This window comes from Gillisia hiemivivida (genome assembly GCF_007997295.1).
GTDB classification, from domain to species: Bacteria; Bacteroidota; Bacteroidia; order Flavobacteriales; family Flavobacteriaceae; genus Gillisia; species Gillisia hiemivivida.
Genome location: NZ_VORY01000011.1, coordinates 61,665 through 77,619 on the forward strand (window position 1 = coordinate 61,665; position 15,955 = coordinate 77,619).

Here is a 15,955-nt window from a genome sequence, read left to right on the forward strand (position 1 = left end):
TTTAATTGCTTGTTAATTCTTGAATAAATTGTGATGCACTTTTTCCAGGATAATTGGTTTTCATAAAATTCTCACCAATTAAAAATCCTTGATATCCGTAATTTTTTAGATCCTTGATAACTTTAACACTGCTAATTCCACTTTCTGAAACTTTCACAAAATCACTTGGGATCTTTTCTGAAAGTTGCTTACTAATATCCGTACTCACTTCAAAGGTCTTTAAATTCCTATTGTTCACCCCTAACATATCCAGGCTAGGCATGATAGATTTCTCTAATTCCTCTAAATTATGAACCTCCAAAAGCACCTCTAAGTTTAAACTTTTGGCTAATTCAGAAAAAGATTTTATTTCATCTCGAGTTAATACTGCAGCAATAAGTAGAATTACATCGGCTCCGTGAGCCTTAGCTTCAATAATCTGATATTCATCAATAATAAATTCTTTTCTCAATAAAGGCATTTTTACCGATGCTCTGGCTAAAATAAGATCGTCTAACGCGCCACCAAAGTATTTTCCATCTGTTAGTACCGACATCCCGCAAACACCCGCATTTTCATATCCTGAAGCCACATCTTGCACATTCAGATCTTGATTGATCACAGATTTAGATGGTGATCTACGTTTATGTTCTGCAATAATTCCGCTAGAGCTGTTTTTTAATGCTGTTGCTAGCGAATTGGTTATATGACCGAAAAGCGGATAACGCTCTAAATCTTCAGCAGATATCAGCTGTTTTTTTAGACTAACCTCATTTCGTTTATCAGCAATAATTTTATCTAGAATATTCATTTTATAAATTTCAATATAATTATACAGCACTAAGTTCTTGTAATTTCTTCAAAGATTTCAGCGCCATTCCAGAATTTAGAGATTCTTGAGCTTTCAGAAAACCTTCCTTAGGAGAACATCCTGTGGAAGTAGCAATTGCCATTCCTGCATTGGCACAAACCACATTATTTTGAGGCGTAGTTCCCTTTCCGTTCAAGATATTCAAAAATATTTTAGCTGAACTTTCAATAGAATCTCCACCAGATATCTCAGAAGCATTTAAAGTTTCTACTCCAAAATCTGAAGGCTCTAAAATTCCTTCAGTAGCATTGGAAATTGTTTTTGTAGCTCCGGTTAATGAGATCTCATCATAACCATCTAAAGCATGTAAAATTGTGAAATTCTTATCGGTGTTCTGATAAAGATATCCATACATTCTGGCCAATTCCAAACTAAAAACGCCCACTAATTGGTTCTTTGGAAATGCTGGATTTACCATAGGTCCCAACATGTTGAAAAAGGTTTTTACCGCAAGAGATTTTCTTATAGGAGCAACATTTTTCATAGCTGGATGAAAAAGAGGCGCATGCAATACACATATCCCAGCCTTATCTATACAACGTTCTAAAAAATCAGCTTTATTGGTGAATTTAACACCCAAATATTCCATTACATTCGAACTTCCACTTATGGAAGAAACTCCATAATTACCATGCTTGGAAACCTTTATTCCTGCTCCTGCAGTTACAAAAGAAGATAGCGTAGAAATATTAAAAGTGTCTTTTCCATCTCCTCCGGTTCCACAAAGATCTATAGCATTGTAAGCACTAAGGTCTACAGAAAGGCACAGCTCCAAAAGCCCGTCTCGAAATCCTTCCAACTCATCTATGGTAATGCTTCGCATCATGTACACCGTTAGAAATGCAGCAATCTGACTCTCATTGTATTCTCCTTTCGAAATATTCACCAGAACTTCTCTGGCTTCTTGTTTCGAAATGGTTTCGTGATTTATTAATCTATTAAGTATGTGTTTCATCTATTTAGATTTATTTTTTTCAACGTACAGATATAATTCGCCAATAATCATCTCGATTGGTATTGAGGTTTTTTTATGGCTCATTTCGTCGGTTATTTTCCGCTTTCTAAGATCCAGTTCTTCATAATTTGTTTTCCCATAGGCGTTAAAACCGATTCCGGGTGAAACTGAACCCCTTTTACATCATATTCTTTATGGCGTAGGGACATTATTTGCCCATTCTCGTCGAAAGAAGTAGCTTCCAATGATCCGGGTAAATTTGGATCTACTACCCAGGAATGATAGCGCCCTACTATAAGTTCTTTGTCTAAATGATAAAATAAGCTTTCGTCATCTACTGTAACATTGATCTTTGAAGAAACCCCATGAAAAACCGAATCTAAATTGATCAATTTTCCTCCGAAAACTTCTCCAATTGCTTGTTGACCTAAACAAACTCCTAAAATACTTTTTGTTGGAGCATATTTAATGAGGACCTCCTTTAGTAAACCAGCTTCATCTGGTATACCGGGGCCGGGAGAAAGCAAGATCTTATCGTATTTAGCGATCATGTCCAGATCAACTTCATTGTTTCTAATTACAGTTACATCACAATCTAATTCTTCCAGATAATGCACCAAATTGTATACAAAAGAATCGTAGTTGTCTATAACTAAAACAGAGGTTCTCTTGCTAGTTTGAAACTCGATCTTTGCGTCTATGTTCTTATTTTCGTTCACTTTCATTTTAAATTTCTTCAGCAATTTCCATTGCCTGAGTTAATGCGCCTAGCTTGTTAAACACTTCTTGCAATTCGTTTTCTTCATTAGATTCAGAAACAATTCCTGCTCCTGCCTGATAATGTAATTGATGATTCTTACTTACAAAGGACCTAATGATAATGGCTTGATTATAATTTCCGTTGAAATCCATGAAACCAATTGCACCTCCATAAGCACTTCTATTTACATTCTCATATTTTTCAATTAAGGTCATCGCGCTATGTTTTGGTGCACCACTAAGCGTCCCTGCAGGAAAAGTATCGGCAACAATTTGCATGGTACCAACATCTTTGTTTATTGTTCCAGTTACTTTACTTACTAAATGAATAACATGGGAGAAGAATTGAACCTCTCTGTATTTATCCACTTTTACATTAGTGCTATGTCGGCTAAGGTCATTTCTGGCGAGATCTACTAACATCACATGCTCAGCATTTTCTTTATCGTCTTCAGATAATTCTTTAGCTAAAGCGGCATCCTGCTCATCATTTCCGGTTCTTTTAAAAGTTCCGGCGATAGGATGTATCTCCGCTTTTCCATTAGAAACCACTAATTGTGCTTCTGGAGAACTTCCGAAGATCTTAAAATCACCATAATCGAAGTAGAATAAATAAGGAGAAGGGTTAATACTTCTTAAGGCTCTGTATACATTGAATTCATCTCCCTTAAAGTTTTGTGTAAATCTGCGTGAAAGCACCAACTGAAAAACATCTCCCCTTTGGCAGTGTTTCTTTCCTAATTTCACATTTTCCATAAACTCTTCATCGGTAAGATTCGAGATAGGAGCAAGGTCTCTTCTGAAATTATAACTCGCAAAATTCTTCACTTTTATGAGTTGAGCAATTTCCTCTAATTTGCTTTCTGAATTAAAGTTATGATCGAAGATATATGCTTCGTTATTGAAATGGTTGATGGCAATGATGTTCTGATAGACTGCATAATAAACCTCAGGAATTTCAAGATCTCCTTTCTTTTTGGTTATCTTAATATCTTCGAAATATTGAACCCCATCATATCCAGTATATCCAAACAGTCCGTTGTTTATAAACTTGAAATTTGAATTTTCGGTTTGAAATAAAGAGGAGAAATTTTGTATTGCCTCTGAAACCTTAATTTCAGGAGTTATCTCCGTTACTTTTTTAGAACCATCTGGATAGAGTTCCTGGATCTGTCCGTTTTTTATTTTTATTGAAGCAATGGGATTGCAACATATATAAGAAAAACTATTATCGTTTGCATGATAATCACTACTCTCTAAAAGTAGGCTATTGGGGTATTTATCCCGAATTTTAAGATACACACTCACCGGAGTAAGGGTATCTGCAAGAAGTTTTTTATAAGTGGTCTTTAATTTATACATGTTATTGTTTCGAAAAAAATTAAACAAAAAAAGGCTTGTCGTGAGACAAGCCTTGTATATGAAAATACTATAGCAGTGTTACTTCACGACGTTCTGACGTAAGCTACTCCACCACCAAGTATGTACTGTATTATTTTTCATTGGTCCAAATATAAGTATCATTGTTGAATTGACAAAGGTTTTTTCTAAAATGATGCTTCTGTTGAAATTAATTAATACTTAGAACTTTAAATTTACTTCAAGATCAAAATTATCATAGATAGTTTTGTCTCCTAAGTCGTCAAAAAAGCTTCCAGAGCCATATTTTACATCATATTTAGATCTATCTATAGATAACTTTGCATTGGCAACATTATTTTTCATCTCTAGATCGAAAGTAATAGGTTTAGTGATGTTTTTAATAGTTAGATTCCCAACAACTCCATAAGTTCCGTTTCCTTTTGAAGCAACACTTGTGATCACTAATTTGGCAGTAGGGTGTTTTTCTACTCCAAAAAAGTCTTCAGACTTCAAGTGTCCTTCCAATTTTTGCTTATTCTCTCCAGAAAGATCTGTATTAGTTAGGCTTGTCATATCTATCACAAATTCACCACCAACCAAGTTTTGATCTTCCATATGGAAGAATCCGCTTTTTAGTTGGATAGTTCCTGTATGCGATCCTGTAACTTTTTTACCCGTCCAGGTTACGTTGCTTTCTTTAATATTAATCTCTTTTTTCATAGTTGTAAATGCTAATGTTGTTAATACAATTACTGAAGCCGCAGCTCCTTTTAATAAGTTCTTTTTCATAACAATTCTCTTTTTTTTGGTTTATAATTTATTTATTAAATCTTCTTTACTTTTTCTAACTTTTGCTGCAAATTGTGTTTGATCGTCTTCACTTCTGTATCCAATAGTTACAATTACAGCAGTAGTAAGCCCTCTTTCTTTCAAGTTTAAAAGTTGGTCATACTTCGCAGCATCAAAACCTTCCATAGGGCAAGTATCTATTCTCAGATTTGCTGCCGCAGATAATAAATTACCCAATGCTATATAAGCTTGCTTTGCTGCCCAAGTGTTTTGGTCTTCTGGGTTTAGTTTCATGATGGTAGATTCCACCATTCCTTTTAAACCTTGTAAATCTTCAGTCTTAAGGCCTCTAGTTTGTGCAATATCTTGTAAATAAGAATCTACATAACTACTTGTAATATGGGTTTTGTTGGCAAAAACAATCACTTCGGAAGCATCAGTAATTTGTGTTTGATTCCAAGAATGTGCCTTTAATTCTTCTCTCAAAGCAGCATCTTTTATAATTATAATCTCATAAGGTTGTAATCCATAAGAAGATGCCGTAAGCTGAATAGCTTCTAATAAGGTTTGAAGATCTTTAGATGAAACTTCTTTATTGATATCAAATTTCTTAGTTGCATATCGCCAGTTTAAGTCGTCTATATAAGTACTCATAATTTTTATTTTAATAATTTTTGTAAATTATTTGTTAGCGATTCTAATTCTAAAGCAGATAAACTTTCTGTAAGCATGGCTTCAGTATTATCTATAACTGGATCTATTTCATTTAAAAAATTTAATCCTTCGGAGGTAATTGTTATTTCCACTTTTCTGCGATTCTTTTCGCAAACCACTCTTTCTACATATTCCTTTGTGATAAGCTTATCTACAATTCGTGTAGTGTTGCTCATCTTACTAACCATTCTTTCCTGAATTGTAGATAAATTAGCTGGTTTCCCTTTCTGCCCTCTTAATATTCTAAGAACGTTGAATTGTGGAATGCTAATATCGAAAGGTTTTAATGCCTCAGACATGTTATCATTTATCAGATTGGTAGTATGTAAAATGCTAAGAAGCAGCTTCCTGGAAGGTGGAAGTGGTTGGTCTGTTTTAATAAGATCTTCTATTTTCATTTGTTTCTACAATATTTGTATATACAAATGTAATTCATATCTTTCTACCTAAACTAAAACTTTTGTTAAGAATTTATTTCCATAAAAAGGCTATAAATTGTTTGAACCAATAAACTTTAAAAGTGGACGGTAAAATAAGAGATGATAATTTTTTTATTTTTTCTATTCTGAAATACTAAATAATTTCCTTTACATTATATTTACATTTCAATTTACTTTTAGTTAAGCATAAAAATCATAAATATGAAAAACCTTACACAAGATCAGTGGTCCAAAGAAGTTGCCGACGATAAAAATGCCGTAATTCTCGATGTGCGTACGGAAGAAGAATTTATTGAAGGCTACATCCCAACTGCAACTAATATAGATATTTACAAAGGACAAGGATTTTTAGATGAGATCGAGAAATTGGATAAATCTAAGAATTACTATGTGTATTGCAGATCTGGAGCTAGAAGTGCTCAGGCTTGTGCTTTAATGAAACAACAAGGTTTCGATAGTGCTTACAACTTAATGGGTGGTATTACCGATTGGGATGGTGAGATAGAAAAATAATCTTCTACTAATGATCAAACTTTTTTTTAGCTTATTGATTATTGTTATTTTTTCGCAAGGCTGTGTAAAGTCTAAAGGGAAGGAAATACAAGTAGTTACAGGAGACGAAGTAAATACTCATATCCGGTATAATCCTGCAGAGGAAAGTGAGATTCAATCCAAAGAAGATTTCAAAAAATCACATTTGGTAAATGCAGAGAATATAATTGATAATGAGGGCTTAAGAGAAGATTTAAATAAGCTAGATAGGAAATCTCCTATTGCCATATATTTCACTTCTGAAGATAAATCTGATAAAGCTGCCCTAATTCTAGAAAACTTTGGATTTCAACAAATTTATATTTTAGATGGTGGAATTACAAAGTGGATGCCTGAAAATCAAATATCTAATTAGGAAAAAATAAAATTTAACATATTTCCGACACGTACTATAAATCCTACGTTTTTGATTTTATTTCTTTAAATAACAATATGAATCTCTAGTATCAACTGGAGATTTTTTTTGTTTAATGATTTAAAAGTCTAGATTTGAATCAACTATTAACTTATTTTTAACCAAAAATTAATTAAAAATGTTAAAATCTAAACTTAAAATAGGAGTTGCTGTATTAGCTGCTTCTGCACTTTTTTATTCCTGTACTCAGGATCAAAACACATCTACCGAATCTGAAGCTTTTACTGAGACCGATGCTGATTTCGACGCTCTAAATATTGAAGGACAGTATATAGTTGTTTTTCAGAATGGAGCTGTTGATAATGTGAGTTCAAAATATCCAAACAATTACACGAAAGCACAGGAAGCTATGTTTTCAGAAACTAAAAAATTCTTATCTGAAGCTTCGGTTTCTGCAGAAATTGTAAATGTTTATAGTAACGCGCTTAGCGGGGCAACTTTAAAATTAGATAAAGCTCAGTTAGAAGTTTTAAAAAATAAAAAAGGTGTTAAATATATAGAACAAGATAGAATCGTAACATTTGCACCACCATGTGGAACACCAAAAGGAGGTCCTTGTGGAGAACCAGATCCAGGAACTGGAGGAGGAGGTACACAAGAAACGCCTTATGGTATCTTAAGAGTAAATGGAGTTACCGGATATACAGGAACTAATGTTGCTTTTGTAGTGGATTCTGGGGTAGACTTAGATCACCCAGATCTAAACGTTGATGCTTCTCGGGCATTTAATGCTTTTACTTCTGGAAAAGATGGTAAATCTGCAGATGATGGGAATGGTCATGGAACTCACGTAGCAGGAACTATCGCAGCTTTAAATAATGGTTTCGGGGTAATTGGTGTAGCTCCTGGAGCGACAATTATTCCGGTTAAAGTGTTAGGTAGTACAGGTAGTGGATCTTACTCGGGTGTTATTGCAGGAGTAGATTATGTTGGTGCTAACGGAAACAATGGAGATGTTGCAAACCTAAGTTTAGGTGGACCAGTTTCACAAGCTTTAGATGATGCAATTTTGGCTGCCTCTAATAACGGAATCATTTTCGCTTTGGCTGCAGGTAATGAAAGTAGTGATGCTAATAATAGCTCACCAGCTAGAGTTAATGGAACTAATATAGTAACCATTTCTGCCATGGATGTAAACGATAGATGGGCTAGTTTTTCTAACTTCGGAAACCCTCCAGTAGATTTTGCTGCTCCGGGTGTTGCTGTTAAATCAACCTGGAAAGATGGTGGATACAATACAATAAGCGGAACCTCTATGGCTTCTCCTCACGCTGCAGGAGTACTTCTTTTAGGTGCTGCAAGTACAGATGGTACAGTTGCAAACGATCCTGATGGAAATGCTGATGCAATTATAGTTCACTAGAAAAAAATAGTTCTTTTAAAAAGGTTGTTTCAAATATTGAAAATAGTTTTCGATATTTGAAACAACCTTTTTATTTTTACATAACTTTAAGATTTATATAATTTTTTTATTTTTGAAGCGTTTATCAGAAGAAACAACTTTGTAATATCTATTAAAATAATATATTTACCAACAATAGCCACTTTTTAGACTAACCTCTTTCCTATGAATAAATTAGTTATCGCCCTCCTAATAAGCTTAACTAGCTTTTCTATTTCACAAATGAATGCTCAACAATTTCAAGTTGGATTGAAAGGAGGGATTAATAAGACTTATGGTGGTGAGATAAAAGGTGAACATTCTAATTTTACTCCTAGAAGATATACAGAAGAAACTTTTACTGCTGAGGGAAAAATCGGATTTCATGGGGGAGGTTGGGTACAAGTTAATTTCGGTAAATTTTTTATTAGACCTGAATTGGTTTATTCTAAATTAGAGTCAAATTTTGAATTTCCTCAGGGACCATCTTTATTTGAAGTTGAAGAATTTAGTGCTCCTCTTCTGGTCGGATATAATATTTATGGTCCATTAGATATTTATGCTGGAGTAGCTTACAAAAACATAATTTCATCTACTATAGAGAGGCTTGAACCTTTAAATGATCCACCTCAGGTTGTTATACAAAACACTCCATTTTCGGCACAAATTGGTGCGAAGGTTGAATTTGGAAGTATTGGATTAGATGTAAGATATGATTATTCTTTATCTTCAGCTGAAACCTCTAGTGTTAATTTTGAATCAAATACAATTCTTCTTTTTCCTATTCTCACAATCAATAATGCTACAATAAAAGATCCACGTTTAAATCAAATTATAGTTAGTCTTACTTTAAAACTATGGGATTCCGAAAACAAAACTAGACGCAGAAAAGGTGGAAGCTGCTATTTCTAAGGATAAAATACAGACAATATATTAAAAAAGGAGCAAATTTAATTTGCTCCTTTTTTGTTCAACAATTTTTGTATTTGTCGTTTAGCCCAATTCCTTCCAGTATCATTGGTTTGATTTTTTCCATCCTATTTTGCTTGGTTACTTCTCGTTTAGCTTCGATAATATATAATGAATATTCTTTTTGTTTCCCGGGTGTAAGTAATGTGAAGGCCTTGTGCAGTTCTGAGTTATTCTTCAGTGCTTGTTTTAATTCTGTTGGAATTTGAACTTTTTTGGGAGCGACTAATTTTACTGTTTTTCCTTGATCATGGAGCAAGATGGTTTCTTCAATATATTTCTTCAAAATGTCAAGATCAATTTTAGAAGTTTCATCTAATTTAAGTTGTCGCATTGCTTGGGTTTTTCCTTCCTGAGCATTTACCAATAATTTAGTATTCTTCTGAAGTAATGCTCCTTGAAAAAACCATAATCCAAAATGATTCTTGAATGCAGCTATTCCAACTAAATTCTTACCATCTTTAGAATAAACCGGGGAGCCCCATTTTATGGTTTCGGTTAAATTACAGGATAGGAGTAATTTTCTTAGTTGTTGTAATTGCTTTTCCCATTTCGGATTAGCGTTAATATACTGTTCTACATTTTCAGCTTTAGCCATTCTTGAAATTATTTATGTTTTTCTGAAGTGAGCTCTGCGATTTTAATGATAACTTCTGTTGCTCGTTGCATACTTTCTACAGGGACATATTCATATCTTCCATGGAAATTGTGCCCTCCGGCGAATATATTTGGACATGGTAAGCCCATAAAACTTAACTGAGATCCATCTGTTCCTCCTCTAATTGATTTTATATGCGGAGTGATGTTAAGTTGTTTCATAGCTTCCTCAGCTATATCTACAATATGCATTACTGGCTCTATTTTTTCCCGCATATTATAATACTGATCTTTAATTTCGATATTTATAACTTCCCTTTCATGCTGGGAATTGATTTCCTGTGCGAGATTGCTTATCATTTCCTTCCTAGCTTCAAAATGATCTTTATCATGGTCTCGAATTATATATTTTAAAATGGTTTCTTCTACATCTCCTTTTATATCAGTTAAATGGAAAAACCCTTGTCTACCATCAGTATGCTCTGGAGTTTCTAATCTTGGTAATGAATTAATAAAATCCTGAGCGATATACATACTATTTATCATCTTATCTTTGGCATATCCAGGATGCACGATCTTCCCTTTAATTTTAACAACAGCTTCTGCAGCATTAAAATTCTCATATTCTAATTCGCCAATTTGGCTACCATCCATTGTATAAGCCCAAGCTGCACCAAATTTCTTTACATCAAATTTATGAGCCCCTCTCCCAATTTCTTCATCTGGAGTAAATCCTATGCGGATCTTCCCATGAAGAATTTGAGGATTATTAATTAAATATTCCATAGCAGTTACTATTTCGGTAATTCCTGCTTTATCATCTGCACCTAATAGAGTGGTTCCATCTGTAGTGATTAAAGTTTGACCTTTATACTGTAAAAGATCATCAAAATAATCTGGAGATAGAATGATATCCTGCTCCTTATTTAATACGATATCTTTCCCGTCATAGTTTTCTATTATTTGAGGTTTCACATTTGTTCCTGTGAAATCTGGAGAAGTATCAAAATGAGATACAAAGCCAATTACTGGAACGTCATGTGCAACATTTGCTGATAAAGTAGCCATGATATAGGCATTTTCATCAATTTCCACTTCCTCCATTCCAATTTTCTTAAGCTCTACTGCAAGCTTGTTGGCTAGGTTCCATTGCTTTTCTGTGCTCGGAGTTTTATTGCTGTCCGGATCACTTTGAGTATCTATAATTACATAACTGATAAACCTTTCTATAATGTTATTTTTTGAAATCATTTTAAATGTTTGATAATTTATATGTAGTAATGTTAATAAGCTGGTGATAAGTTAAATGTTGATCTACAGTATGTTAAATATCTCGTAGCTATCTTTAATTAAACCAAAAATATAAACTTATGAAGAATTTTCACTTAATGTGTTGTTTGTTTTTTCTCACTTTGGGAATTCAAGCTCAAACACAAGAAATCACAGGAACAGTTGTAGACGATCAGGAGCAGCCATTAGGTGGAGTTTCGGTCGCAATTGAAGGTACTAATAAAGGTACCATAACAGACTTTGATGGAAAATTTAATATTGAAGCAGCCATGGGTGAAACCTTGGTTTTTTCTTTTGTGGGTTTTGACACCAAAAGAGTTGAGATACAAAGTGCAAGCATGAATGTAACTATGGTATCTGGATTAGCTCTAAGTGAAGTTTTGCTAACAGGGTCTCGTAATCCAAATAGAACTGTTGTAGAATCTACTGTTCCAATTGATGTTCTGAACATTAAAGAATTATCTTCTGCAGTGCCACAGGTTAATTTAAATCAGATGCTTAATTATGTAGCACCTTCATTTACGTCTAATACCCAAACAATTTCAGATGGAACAGATCATATAGATCCTGCTTCTTTAAGGGGATTGGGACCAGATCAGGTTTTGGTTTTGATAAATGGAAAACGAAGACATAACTCTTCCTTGATCAATGTGAATGGAACCTTTGGTAGAGGAAGTGTGGGAACAGATCTAAATGCAATTCCAGCTGTAGCTATCCAAAGAATAGAGGTTTTAAGAGATGGTGCTTCAGCTCAATACGGATCTGATGCTATTGCAGGAGTGATAAATATTGTATTAAATAAAAGCATAAATGAACTGGATCTTTCTGTTACAACTGGTGCTAATTTTACTGAAAATGCAAACGATCAAACCGGTGGTGTAGATGGTGAAACAGTAAATGTTGCTGCTAGTTATGGGATAGGTTTAGGGGAGAATGGCGGATACATTACATTCTCTGGAGATTTCGATTATCGTGAAGATTACAGCAGAATGAAGGAATGGGAAGGCGAAATCTTTAAGGGATACAATGCAGTGGAAAATGTTGCATTTAATTCTGGAGAAGATATTACCAATTTAACTAATGGGCAAATCCAGCAATTTGCACAAGGAGTTTCCTATTTCAGTCAGCAATTGAAAGACGATATTAATGCAGCTCCAGATAGGGAGACTTTGCAAACACTTTTGAACTTTGATGTAACCGAAGACGAATTGAATACTCGTGGACAAGAAAGAAGTGATTACAATATGAGAGTAGGACAATCTGCGCTAAGAGGTGGAAGATTTTTTGCTAACTTCTCTTTGCCATTAGATGATGAAGGGACCGAATTATATTCCTTTGCGGGAATAAGTTCTCGAAGAGGGAATTCTGCCGGTTTTTACAGATTGCCAAATCAAAATAGAACCTATACACCTATATATATAAACGGATTCTTACCAGAGATCAATTCTAAGATAAATGACAAATCTATCGCTACCGGAATTCGTGGAAAAATTGGAGAATGGGAAGTAGATTTCAGTAACACCTGGGGGAGAAATGAATTTTTGTATTTGATATCTAATACTTCTAATGCATCTTTAAAACAAGCCAGTCCAACTACTTTTGATGCTGGAGGATTCTCTTTTGCTCAAAACACAACCAACTTAGATATTTCCAATTTTTATGAAGATTTCTTTTCTGGTGTGAATGTGGCCTTTGGAGCAGAATATAGATTGGAGAATTATGAGATAGTTTCAGGTGAGAGAGGTTCTTATGAACAGTATACCGAGAATGGGACTCCTATAACGATGGCGTCACAATCTCCAGCAACAGATTTCTTCGGTAGGGCAAGACCAGGAGGATCTCAAGTTTTTCCAGGATTCAGTCCGAAAAATGAATTGTCTCGTGAGCGAAGCAGTATTGCGGGATATTTTGATATTGAAGCAGATCTTACAGAACGATTCTTAATGACTTTCGCCACTAGATTTGAGGACTATTCAGATTTTGGTTCAACTATTAATTTTAAAGTATCTTCAAGATATAAATTAACAGATAACATTAATATTAGAGGTGCTGTAAATACTGGTTTTAGAGCCCCTTCATTACATCAGTTAAATTTTAATTCGACTTCCACAATTTTTGATAATGACGGAAACCCACAAGAAGTAGGAACATTTACAAACGATAGTCGCGCAGCCAAATTATTAGGGATCCCTCAGCTAAAAGAAGAAACTTCACAAAGTTTAAGTGTTGGTTTTACTGCACAAATTCCAGATGCTAATTTATCTTTGACTGTAGATGGTTATTTTGTAGCAATAGATGATCGAGTGGTTTACACAGGTCAGTTTGAGCCTAAGAAAAATGCTGATGGTGAATACGTTGGTGCTCAATTAGAACTATTTAATTTGTTGAATCAAGCTAACGCAACGGCAGCTTCCTTTTTTGCCAATGCAATAAATACCGAATCTAAAGGTGTGGATCTAGTATTAACTCATGATGCAACTTTTAATAATGGATTTACTTTGAAATCCGATCTAGCAGCTACACTTTCAAAAACAAAACAAGTAGGAGATATAAATTCTTCCGATATTTTGAGACGTGCAGAATTAGTTGGTACCTACTTTCCGGAAGATAGTAGAGTATATTTAGAAGAAGCAGTTCCAAGAACAAAAGTGAACCTTACCAATAGCTTAACGGCTGGAAAATTTAATGTATTCTTAAGGAATGTTTTCTTTGGGGAGGTTACAGAAGCATCTACAACCATAGCTAACCAACAAGTGTTTAGTTCCAAGATAGTGACAGATCTATCTCTTGGTTATAAAGCTTCTGAAGCATTGACACTAACAGTAGGAGCTAATAATTTATTAGATGTGTATCCAGATAGAGCAAAAGCCGAGTTTAATAACCGAAGTGATGGACGTTTCGACTGGTCTAGGAGAGCTCAACAATTTGGGATTGGTGGTAGATTTTTATTTGCCAGAGTAGCCTTTACATTGAAATAAAAACAAATACTTAAATTAGTAAAGCAGTCTTCGGGCTGCTTTTTTTATTCATATTTTTTAGAAGTTTATTTGGCAAGTATTCCAAAGTCCGTAAATATAATAGCCTCAATTTTACTAAATAAGCTATTTTTGCACAAACTGTCCAGCTATGTATAAATCCCTGATAAGGCCTCTTTTATTCAATTTTGACCCTGAAAAGGTTCATTATTTCACCTTTGATGCACTTAAGTTCCTTTTTAAGATACCAGGGGTTTCAATGTTGTTGAAAAACAAGTTTCAGATGAATGATCCAAGATTGGAGAGAAAGGTGTTTGGATTAACCTTTAAAAATCCGGTTGGATTGGCTGCAGGTTTCGATAAAAATGCAGTTTTATACAAGGAATTAGATCAGTTAGGTTTCGGGTTTGTGGAGATAGGAACTGTTACTCCAAAAGGACAACCGGGGAATGATAAGACAAGATTGTTCAGGCTCAAGGAAGATTCGGCTATTATTAATAGAATGGGATTTAATAACGAAGGGGTTGAGGCAGCAGTTAAACGATTGAAAACCAATAAGAATGTTCTAATTGGTGGCAATATAGGAAAGAACAAGATCACACCAAATGAAGAGGCTGTTTCAGATTACAAGATATGCTTTGAAGCTTTATTTAACTACGTAGATTATTTTGTGGTGAACGTTAGTTCTCCAAACACTCCAAATCTTCGTGCCCTGCAGGATAAGGAACCTTTAACAGCATTATTAAATACACTTCAGCAATTAAATTTATCGAAACCCAAACCAAAACCAATTCTTTTGAAGATTGCGCCAGATCTTTCAGACGATCAGCTTCTGGATATTATAGAAATTGTTTCAGTTACAGGTATTGCAGGAGTAATTGCTACTAATACTACTATTTCCAGAGATAAGCTTCAGTCTAAGAATAAAATTGAAATGGGTGGTTTAAGTGGGAAACCATTAAAACATAGATCTACGGAAGTAATTCGTTTTCTTTCAGAAAAAAGCAATAAAGCATTCCCTATTATAGGAGTTGGAGGAATTCATTCTGCCGAAGATGCGCTGGAAAAACTAGAAGCTGGAGCTAGTTTAATTCAGCTTTATACAGGTTTTATTTATGAAGGTCCGGGATTGATAAAAGAGATAAATAAAGCTATTTTATCTTCAACTAATAAAATATAGTAAACCCATTTTTTAGTGCTACTACAACTTATTCCTTTTTTAACAGCTTCAATATTATTAACCTTATCTCCAGGCCCAGATATAATTTATGTATTGGTACAAAGTATTTCTAATGGGAAAAAGGCTGGGATTGCAACCACATTAGGTCTTGTTTCTGGAATTCTTATCCATACTAGCCTTGTAGCATTCGGAGTTTCTGCAGTTATTAAAGCTTCCCCAATATTATTTAGCTTAATTAAGATATTCGGCGCCTTGTATTTGTTTTTTCTAGCCTATAAGGTTTTTAAAAGTGATAGTTCTATTGCGATTGATGGGGTTCCTCAAAAAAGCTCTAAAAATTTATTTCGTCAAGGATTTATAATGAATGTCTTAAATCCTAAGGTTACTATTTTCTTTCTAGCCTTTTTTCCAGGATTTCTATGGGAACCTGAGGGTAATACTATTCTTCAATTTTATATACTAGGTTTCCTATTCATTTTGCAGGCTTTATTGATTTTTGGAGCTGTAGCATTGCTTGCCGGTAAAATTTCTGAATATTTAATGCAGCATAGAAGATCGGGTGTGTTTTTGAAATGGATACAGGTGGTGGTTTTTGTTGGAATAGGAATTTTGATATTGATATAGTTCTGAGAATATTTGCAATATCTTAATTTTCAGGACTTAATTCCCTTTGGATTTACATTCTTCACATATTTCTTCTTTATTTTTATATAATTGCTAAAATAGT

Annotated in this window: 16 protein-coding genes; 7 read left to right on the forward strand and 9 right to left on the reverse strand. The window is 34.2% G+C overall.

What is annotated here, in order from left to right; genetic code table 11:
• Nucleotide 1: 1 nt before the first annotated feature.
• The 7 genes from trpC to ES724_RS10460 form a co-directional block, all read right to left on the reverse strand.
• On the reverse strand, nucleotides 2-790 hold the full coding sequence (gene trpC / locus ES724_RS10430; protein WP_146932756.1) for an indole-3-glycerol phosphate synthase TrpC: 789 nt from the start codon (nucleotides 788-790) through the stop codon (nucleotides 2-4).
• A 19-nt stretch (nucleotides 791-809) separates the two neighbouring features.
• Nucleotides 810-1,805 carry an anthranilate phosphoribosyltransferase gene (trpD, locus tag ES724_RS10435; protein ID WP_146932758.1) on the reverse strand — a complete coding sequence of 332 codons (996 nt, stop codon included), beginning with the start codon at nucleotides 1,803-1,805 and terminating at the stop codon, nucleotides 810-812.
• A gap of 92 nt (nucleotides 1,806-1,897) precedes the next feature.
• Nucleotides 1,898-2,530 carry an anthranilate synthase component II gene (locus ES724_RS10440; RefSeq protein WP_146932760.1) on the reverse strand — a complete coding sequence of 211 codons (633 nt, stop codon included), beginning with the start codon at nucleotides 2,528-2,530 and terminating at the stop codon, nucleotides 1,898-1,900.
• A 1-nt stretch (nucleotide 2,531) separates the two neighbouring features.
• A complete protein-coding gene (locus ES724_RS10445) occupies nucleotides 2,532-3,926 on the reverse strand; it encodes an anthranilate synthase component I family protein (protein WP_146932762.1) in 1,395 nt (464 codons plus the stop codon).
• Between the two features lie 219 nt (nucleotides 3,927-4,145).
• Entirely contained in the window at nucleotides 4,146-4,715 is a 570-nt protein-coding gene (locus ES724_RS10450; protein ID WP_146932764.1) for a YceI family protein, read from the reverse strand.
• 21 nt (nucleotides 4,716-4,736) lie between these two features.
• On the reverse strand, nucleotides 4,737-5,369 hold the full coding sequence (locus ES724_RS10455) for an NAD(P)H-dependent oxidoreductase (protein WP_146932766.1): 633 nt from the start codon (nucleotides 5,367-5,369) through the stop codon (nucleotides 4,737-4,739).
• A gap of 5 nt (nucleotides 5,370-5,374) precedes the next feature.
• Complete coding sequence (locus tag ES724_RS10460; protein WP_146932768.1) at nucleotides 5,375-5,827, reverse strand: MarR family winged helix-turn-helix transcriptional regulator; 453 nt, start codon at nucleotides 5,825-5,827, stop codon at nucleotides 5,375-5,377.
• 243 nt (nucleotides 5,828-6,070) lie between these two features.
• On the opposite strand from ES724_RS10460, the gene ES724_RS10465 reads away from it, so the two are divergent.
• From ES724_RS10465 to ES724_RS10480, 4 genes are all read left to right on the forward strand, one after another.
• On the forward strand, nucleotides 6,071-6,382 hold the full coding sequence (locus ES724_RS10465; protein WP_146932770.1) for a rhodanese-like domain-containing protein: 312 nt from the start codon (nucleotides 6,071-6,073) through the stop codon (nucleotides 6,380-6,382).
• 10 nt (nucleotides 6,383-6,392) lie between these two features.
• Nucleotides 6,393-6,776, forward strand: coding sequence for a rhodanese-like domain-containing protein (locus tag ES724_RS10470; RefSeq protein ID WP_146932772.1), 384 nt, complete (start codon nucleotides 6,393-6,395; stop codon nucleotides 6,774-6,776).
• 178 nt (nucleotides 6,777-6,954) lie between these two features.
• Nucleotides 6,955-8,199, forward strand: coding sequence for a S8 family serine peptidase (locus tag ES724_RS10475; RefSeq protein ID WP_146932774.1), 1,245 nt, complete (start codon nucleotides 6,955-6,957; stop codon nucleotides 8,197-8,199).
• Between the two features lie 204 nt (nucleotides 8,200-8,403).
• Nucleotides 8,404-9,129 carry an outer membrane beta-barrel protein gene (locus ES724_RS10480; protein ID WP_146932776.1) on the forward strand — a complete coding sequence of 242 codons (726 nt, stop codon included), beginning with the start codon at nucleotides 8,404-8,406 and terminating at the stop codon, nucleotides 9,127-9,129.
• Between the two features lie 58 nt (nucleotides 9,130-9,187).
• Here the strand turns inward: ES724_RS10480 and ES724_RS10485 are convergent, their stop codons facing one another.
• Both ES724_RS10485 and pepT read right to left on the reverse strand, forming a co-directional pair.
• Nucleotides 9,188-9,784: a YdeI/OmpD-associated family protein gene (locus ES724_RS10485; protein WP_146932777.1), complete on the reverse strand. Its 597-nt coding sequence runs from the start codon at nucleotides 9,782-9,784 to the stop codon at nucleotides 9,188-9,190.
• Nucleotides 9,785-9,792: 8 nt separating this feature from the next.
• Nucleotides 9,793-11,034, reverse strand: a complete 1,242-nt coding sequence (gene pepT, locus ES724_RS10490; RefSeq protein ID WP_146932779.1) for a peptidase T — start codon at nucleotides 11,032-11,034, stop codon at nucleotides 9,793-9,795.
• Between the two features lie 119 nt (nucleotides 11,035-11,153).
• Between pepT and ES724_RS10495 the strand changes: the two genes are divergently transcribed.
• The 3 genes from ES724_RS10495 to ES724_RS10505 all read left to right on the forward strand — a co-directional run bounded on the left by ES724_RS10495 (nucleotide 11,154) and on the right by ES724_RS10505 (nucleotide 15,852).
• Complete coding sequence (locus ES724_RS10495; RefSeq protein WP_146932781.1) at nucleotides 11,154-14,051, forward strand: TonB-dependent receptor; 2,898 nt, start codon at nucleotides 11,154-11,156, stop codon at nucleotides 14,049-14,051.
• A 148-nt stretch (nucleotides 14,052-14,199) separates the two neighbouring features.
• Entirely contained in the window at nucleotides 14,200-15,228 is a 1,029-nt protein-coding gene (locus ES724_RS10500; protein ID WP_146932783.1) for a quinone-dependent dihydroorotate dehydrogenase, read from the forward strand.
• Nucleotides 15,229-15,243: 15 nt separating this feature from the next.
• On the forward strand, nucleotides 15,244-15,852 hold the full coding sequence (locus ES724_RS10505) for a LysE family translocator (protein WP_146932785.1): 609 nt from the start codon (nucleotides 15,244-15,246) through the stop codon (nucleotides 15,850-15,852).
• Nucleotides 15,853-15,955: the final 103 nt, after the last annotated feature.

What these genes read in the sequence shown, in the direction of transcription:
- trpC (WP_146932756.1), bottom strand. Translation starts at nt 790, where the DNA reads ATGAATATTCTAGATAAAATTATTGCTGATAAACGAAATGAGGTTAGT.
- trpD (WP_146932758.1), bottom strand. Translation starts at nt 1,805, where the DNA reads ATGAAACACATACTTAATAGATTAATAAATCACGAAACCATTTCGAAA.
- ES724_RS10440 (WP_146932760.1), bottom strand. Translation starts at nt 2,530, where the DNA reads ATGAAAGTGAACGAAAATAAGAACATAGACGCAAAGATCGAGTTTCAA.
- ES724_RS10445 (WP_146932762.1), bottom strand. Translation starts at nt 3,926, where the DNA reads ATGTATAAATTAAAGACCACTTATAAAAAACTTCTTGCAGATACCCTT.
- ES724_RS10450 (WP_146932764.1), bottom strand. Translation starts at nt 4,715, where the DNA reads ATGAAAAAGAACTTATTAAAAGGAGCTGCGGCTTCAGTAATTGTATTA.
- ES724_RS10455 (WP_146932766.1), bottom strand. Translation starts at nt 5,369, where the DNA reads ATGAGTACTTATATAGACGACTTAAACTGGCGATATGCAACTAAGAAA.
- ES724_RS10460 (WP_146932768.1), bottom strand. Translation starts at nt 5,827, where the DNA reads ATGAAAATAGAAGATCTTATTAAAACAGACCAACCACTTCCACCTTCC.
- ES724_RS10465 (WP_146932770.1), top strand. Translation starts at nt 6,071, where the DNA reads ATGAAAAACCTTACACAAGATCAGTGGTCCAAAGAAGTTGCCGACGAT.
- ES724_RS10470 (WP_146932772.1), top strand. Translation starts at nt 6,393, where the DNA reads ATGATCAAACTTTTTTTTAGCTTATTGATTATTGTTATTTTTTCGCAA.
- ES724_RS10475 (WP_146932774.1), top strand. Translation starts at nt 6,955, where the DNA reads ATGTTAAAATCTAAACTTAAAATAGGAGTTGCTGTATTAGCTGCTTCT.
- ES724_RS10480 (WP_146932776.1), top strand. Translation starts at nt 8,404, where the DNA reads ATGAATAAATTAGTTATCGCCCTCCTAATAAGCTTAACTAGCTTTTCT.
- ES724_RS10485 (WP_146932777.1), bottom strand. Translation starts at nt 9,784, where the DNA reads ATGGCTAAAGCTGAAAATGTAGAACAGTATATTAACGCTAATCCGAAA.
- pepT (WP_146932779.1), bottom strand. Translation starts at nt 11,034, where the DNA reads ATGATTTCAAAAAATAACATTATAGAAAGGTTTATCAGTTATGTAATT.
- ES724_RS10495 (WP_146932781.1), top strand. Translation starts at nt 11,154, where the DNA reads ATGAAGAATTTTCACTTAATGTGTTGTTTGTTTTTTCTCACTTTGGGA.
- ES724_RS10500 (WP_146932783.1), top strand. Translation starts at nt 14,200, where the DNA reads ATGTATAAATCCCTGATAAGGCCTCTTTTATTCAATTTTGACCCTGAA.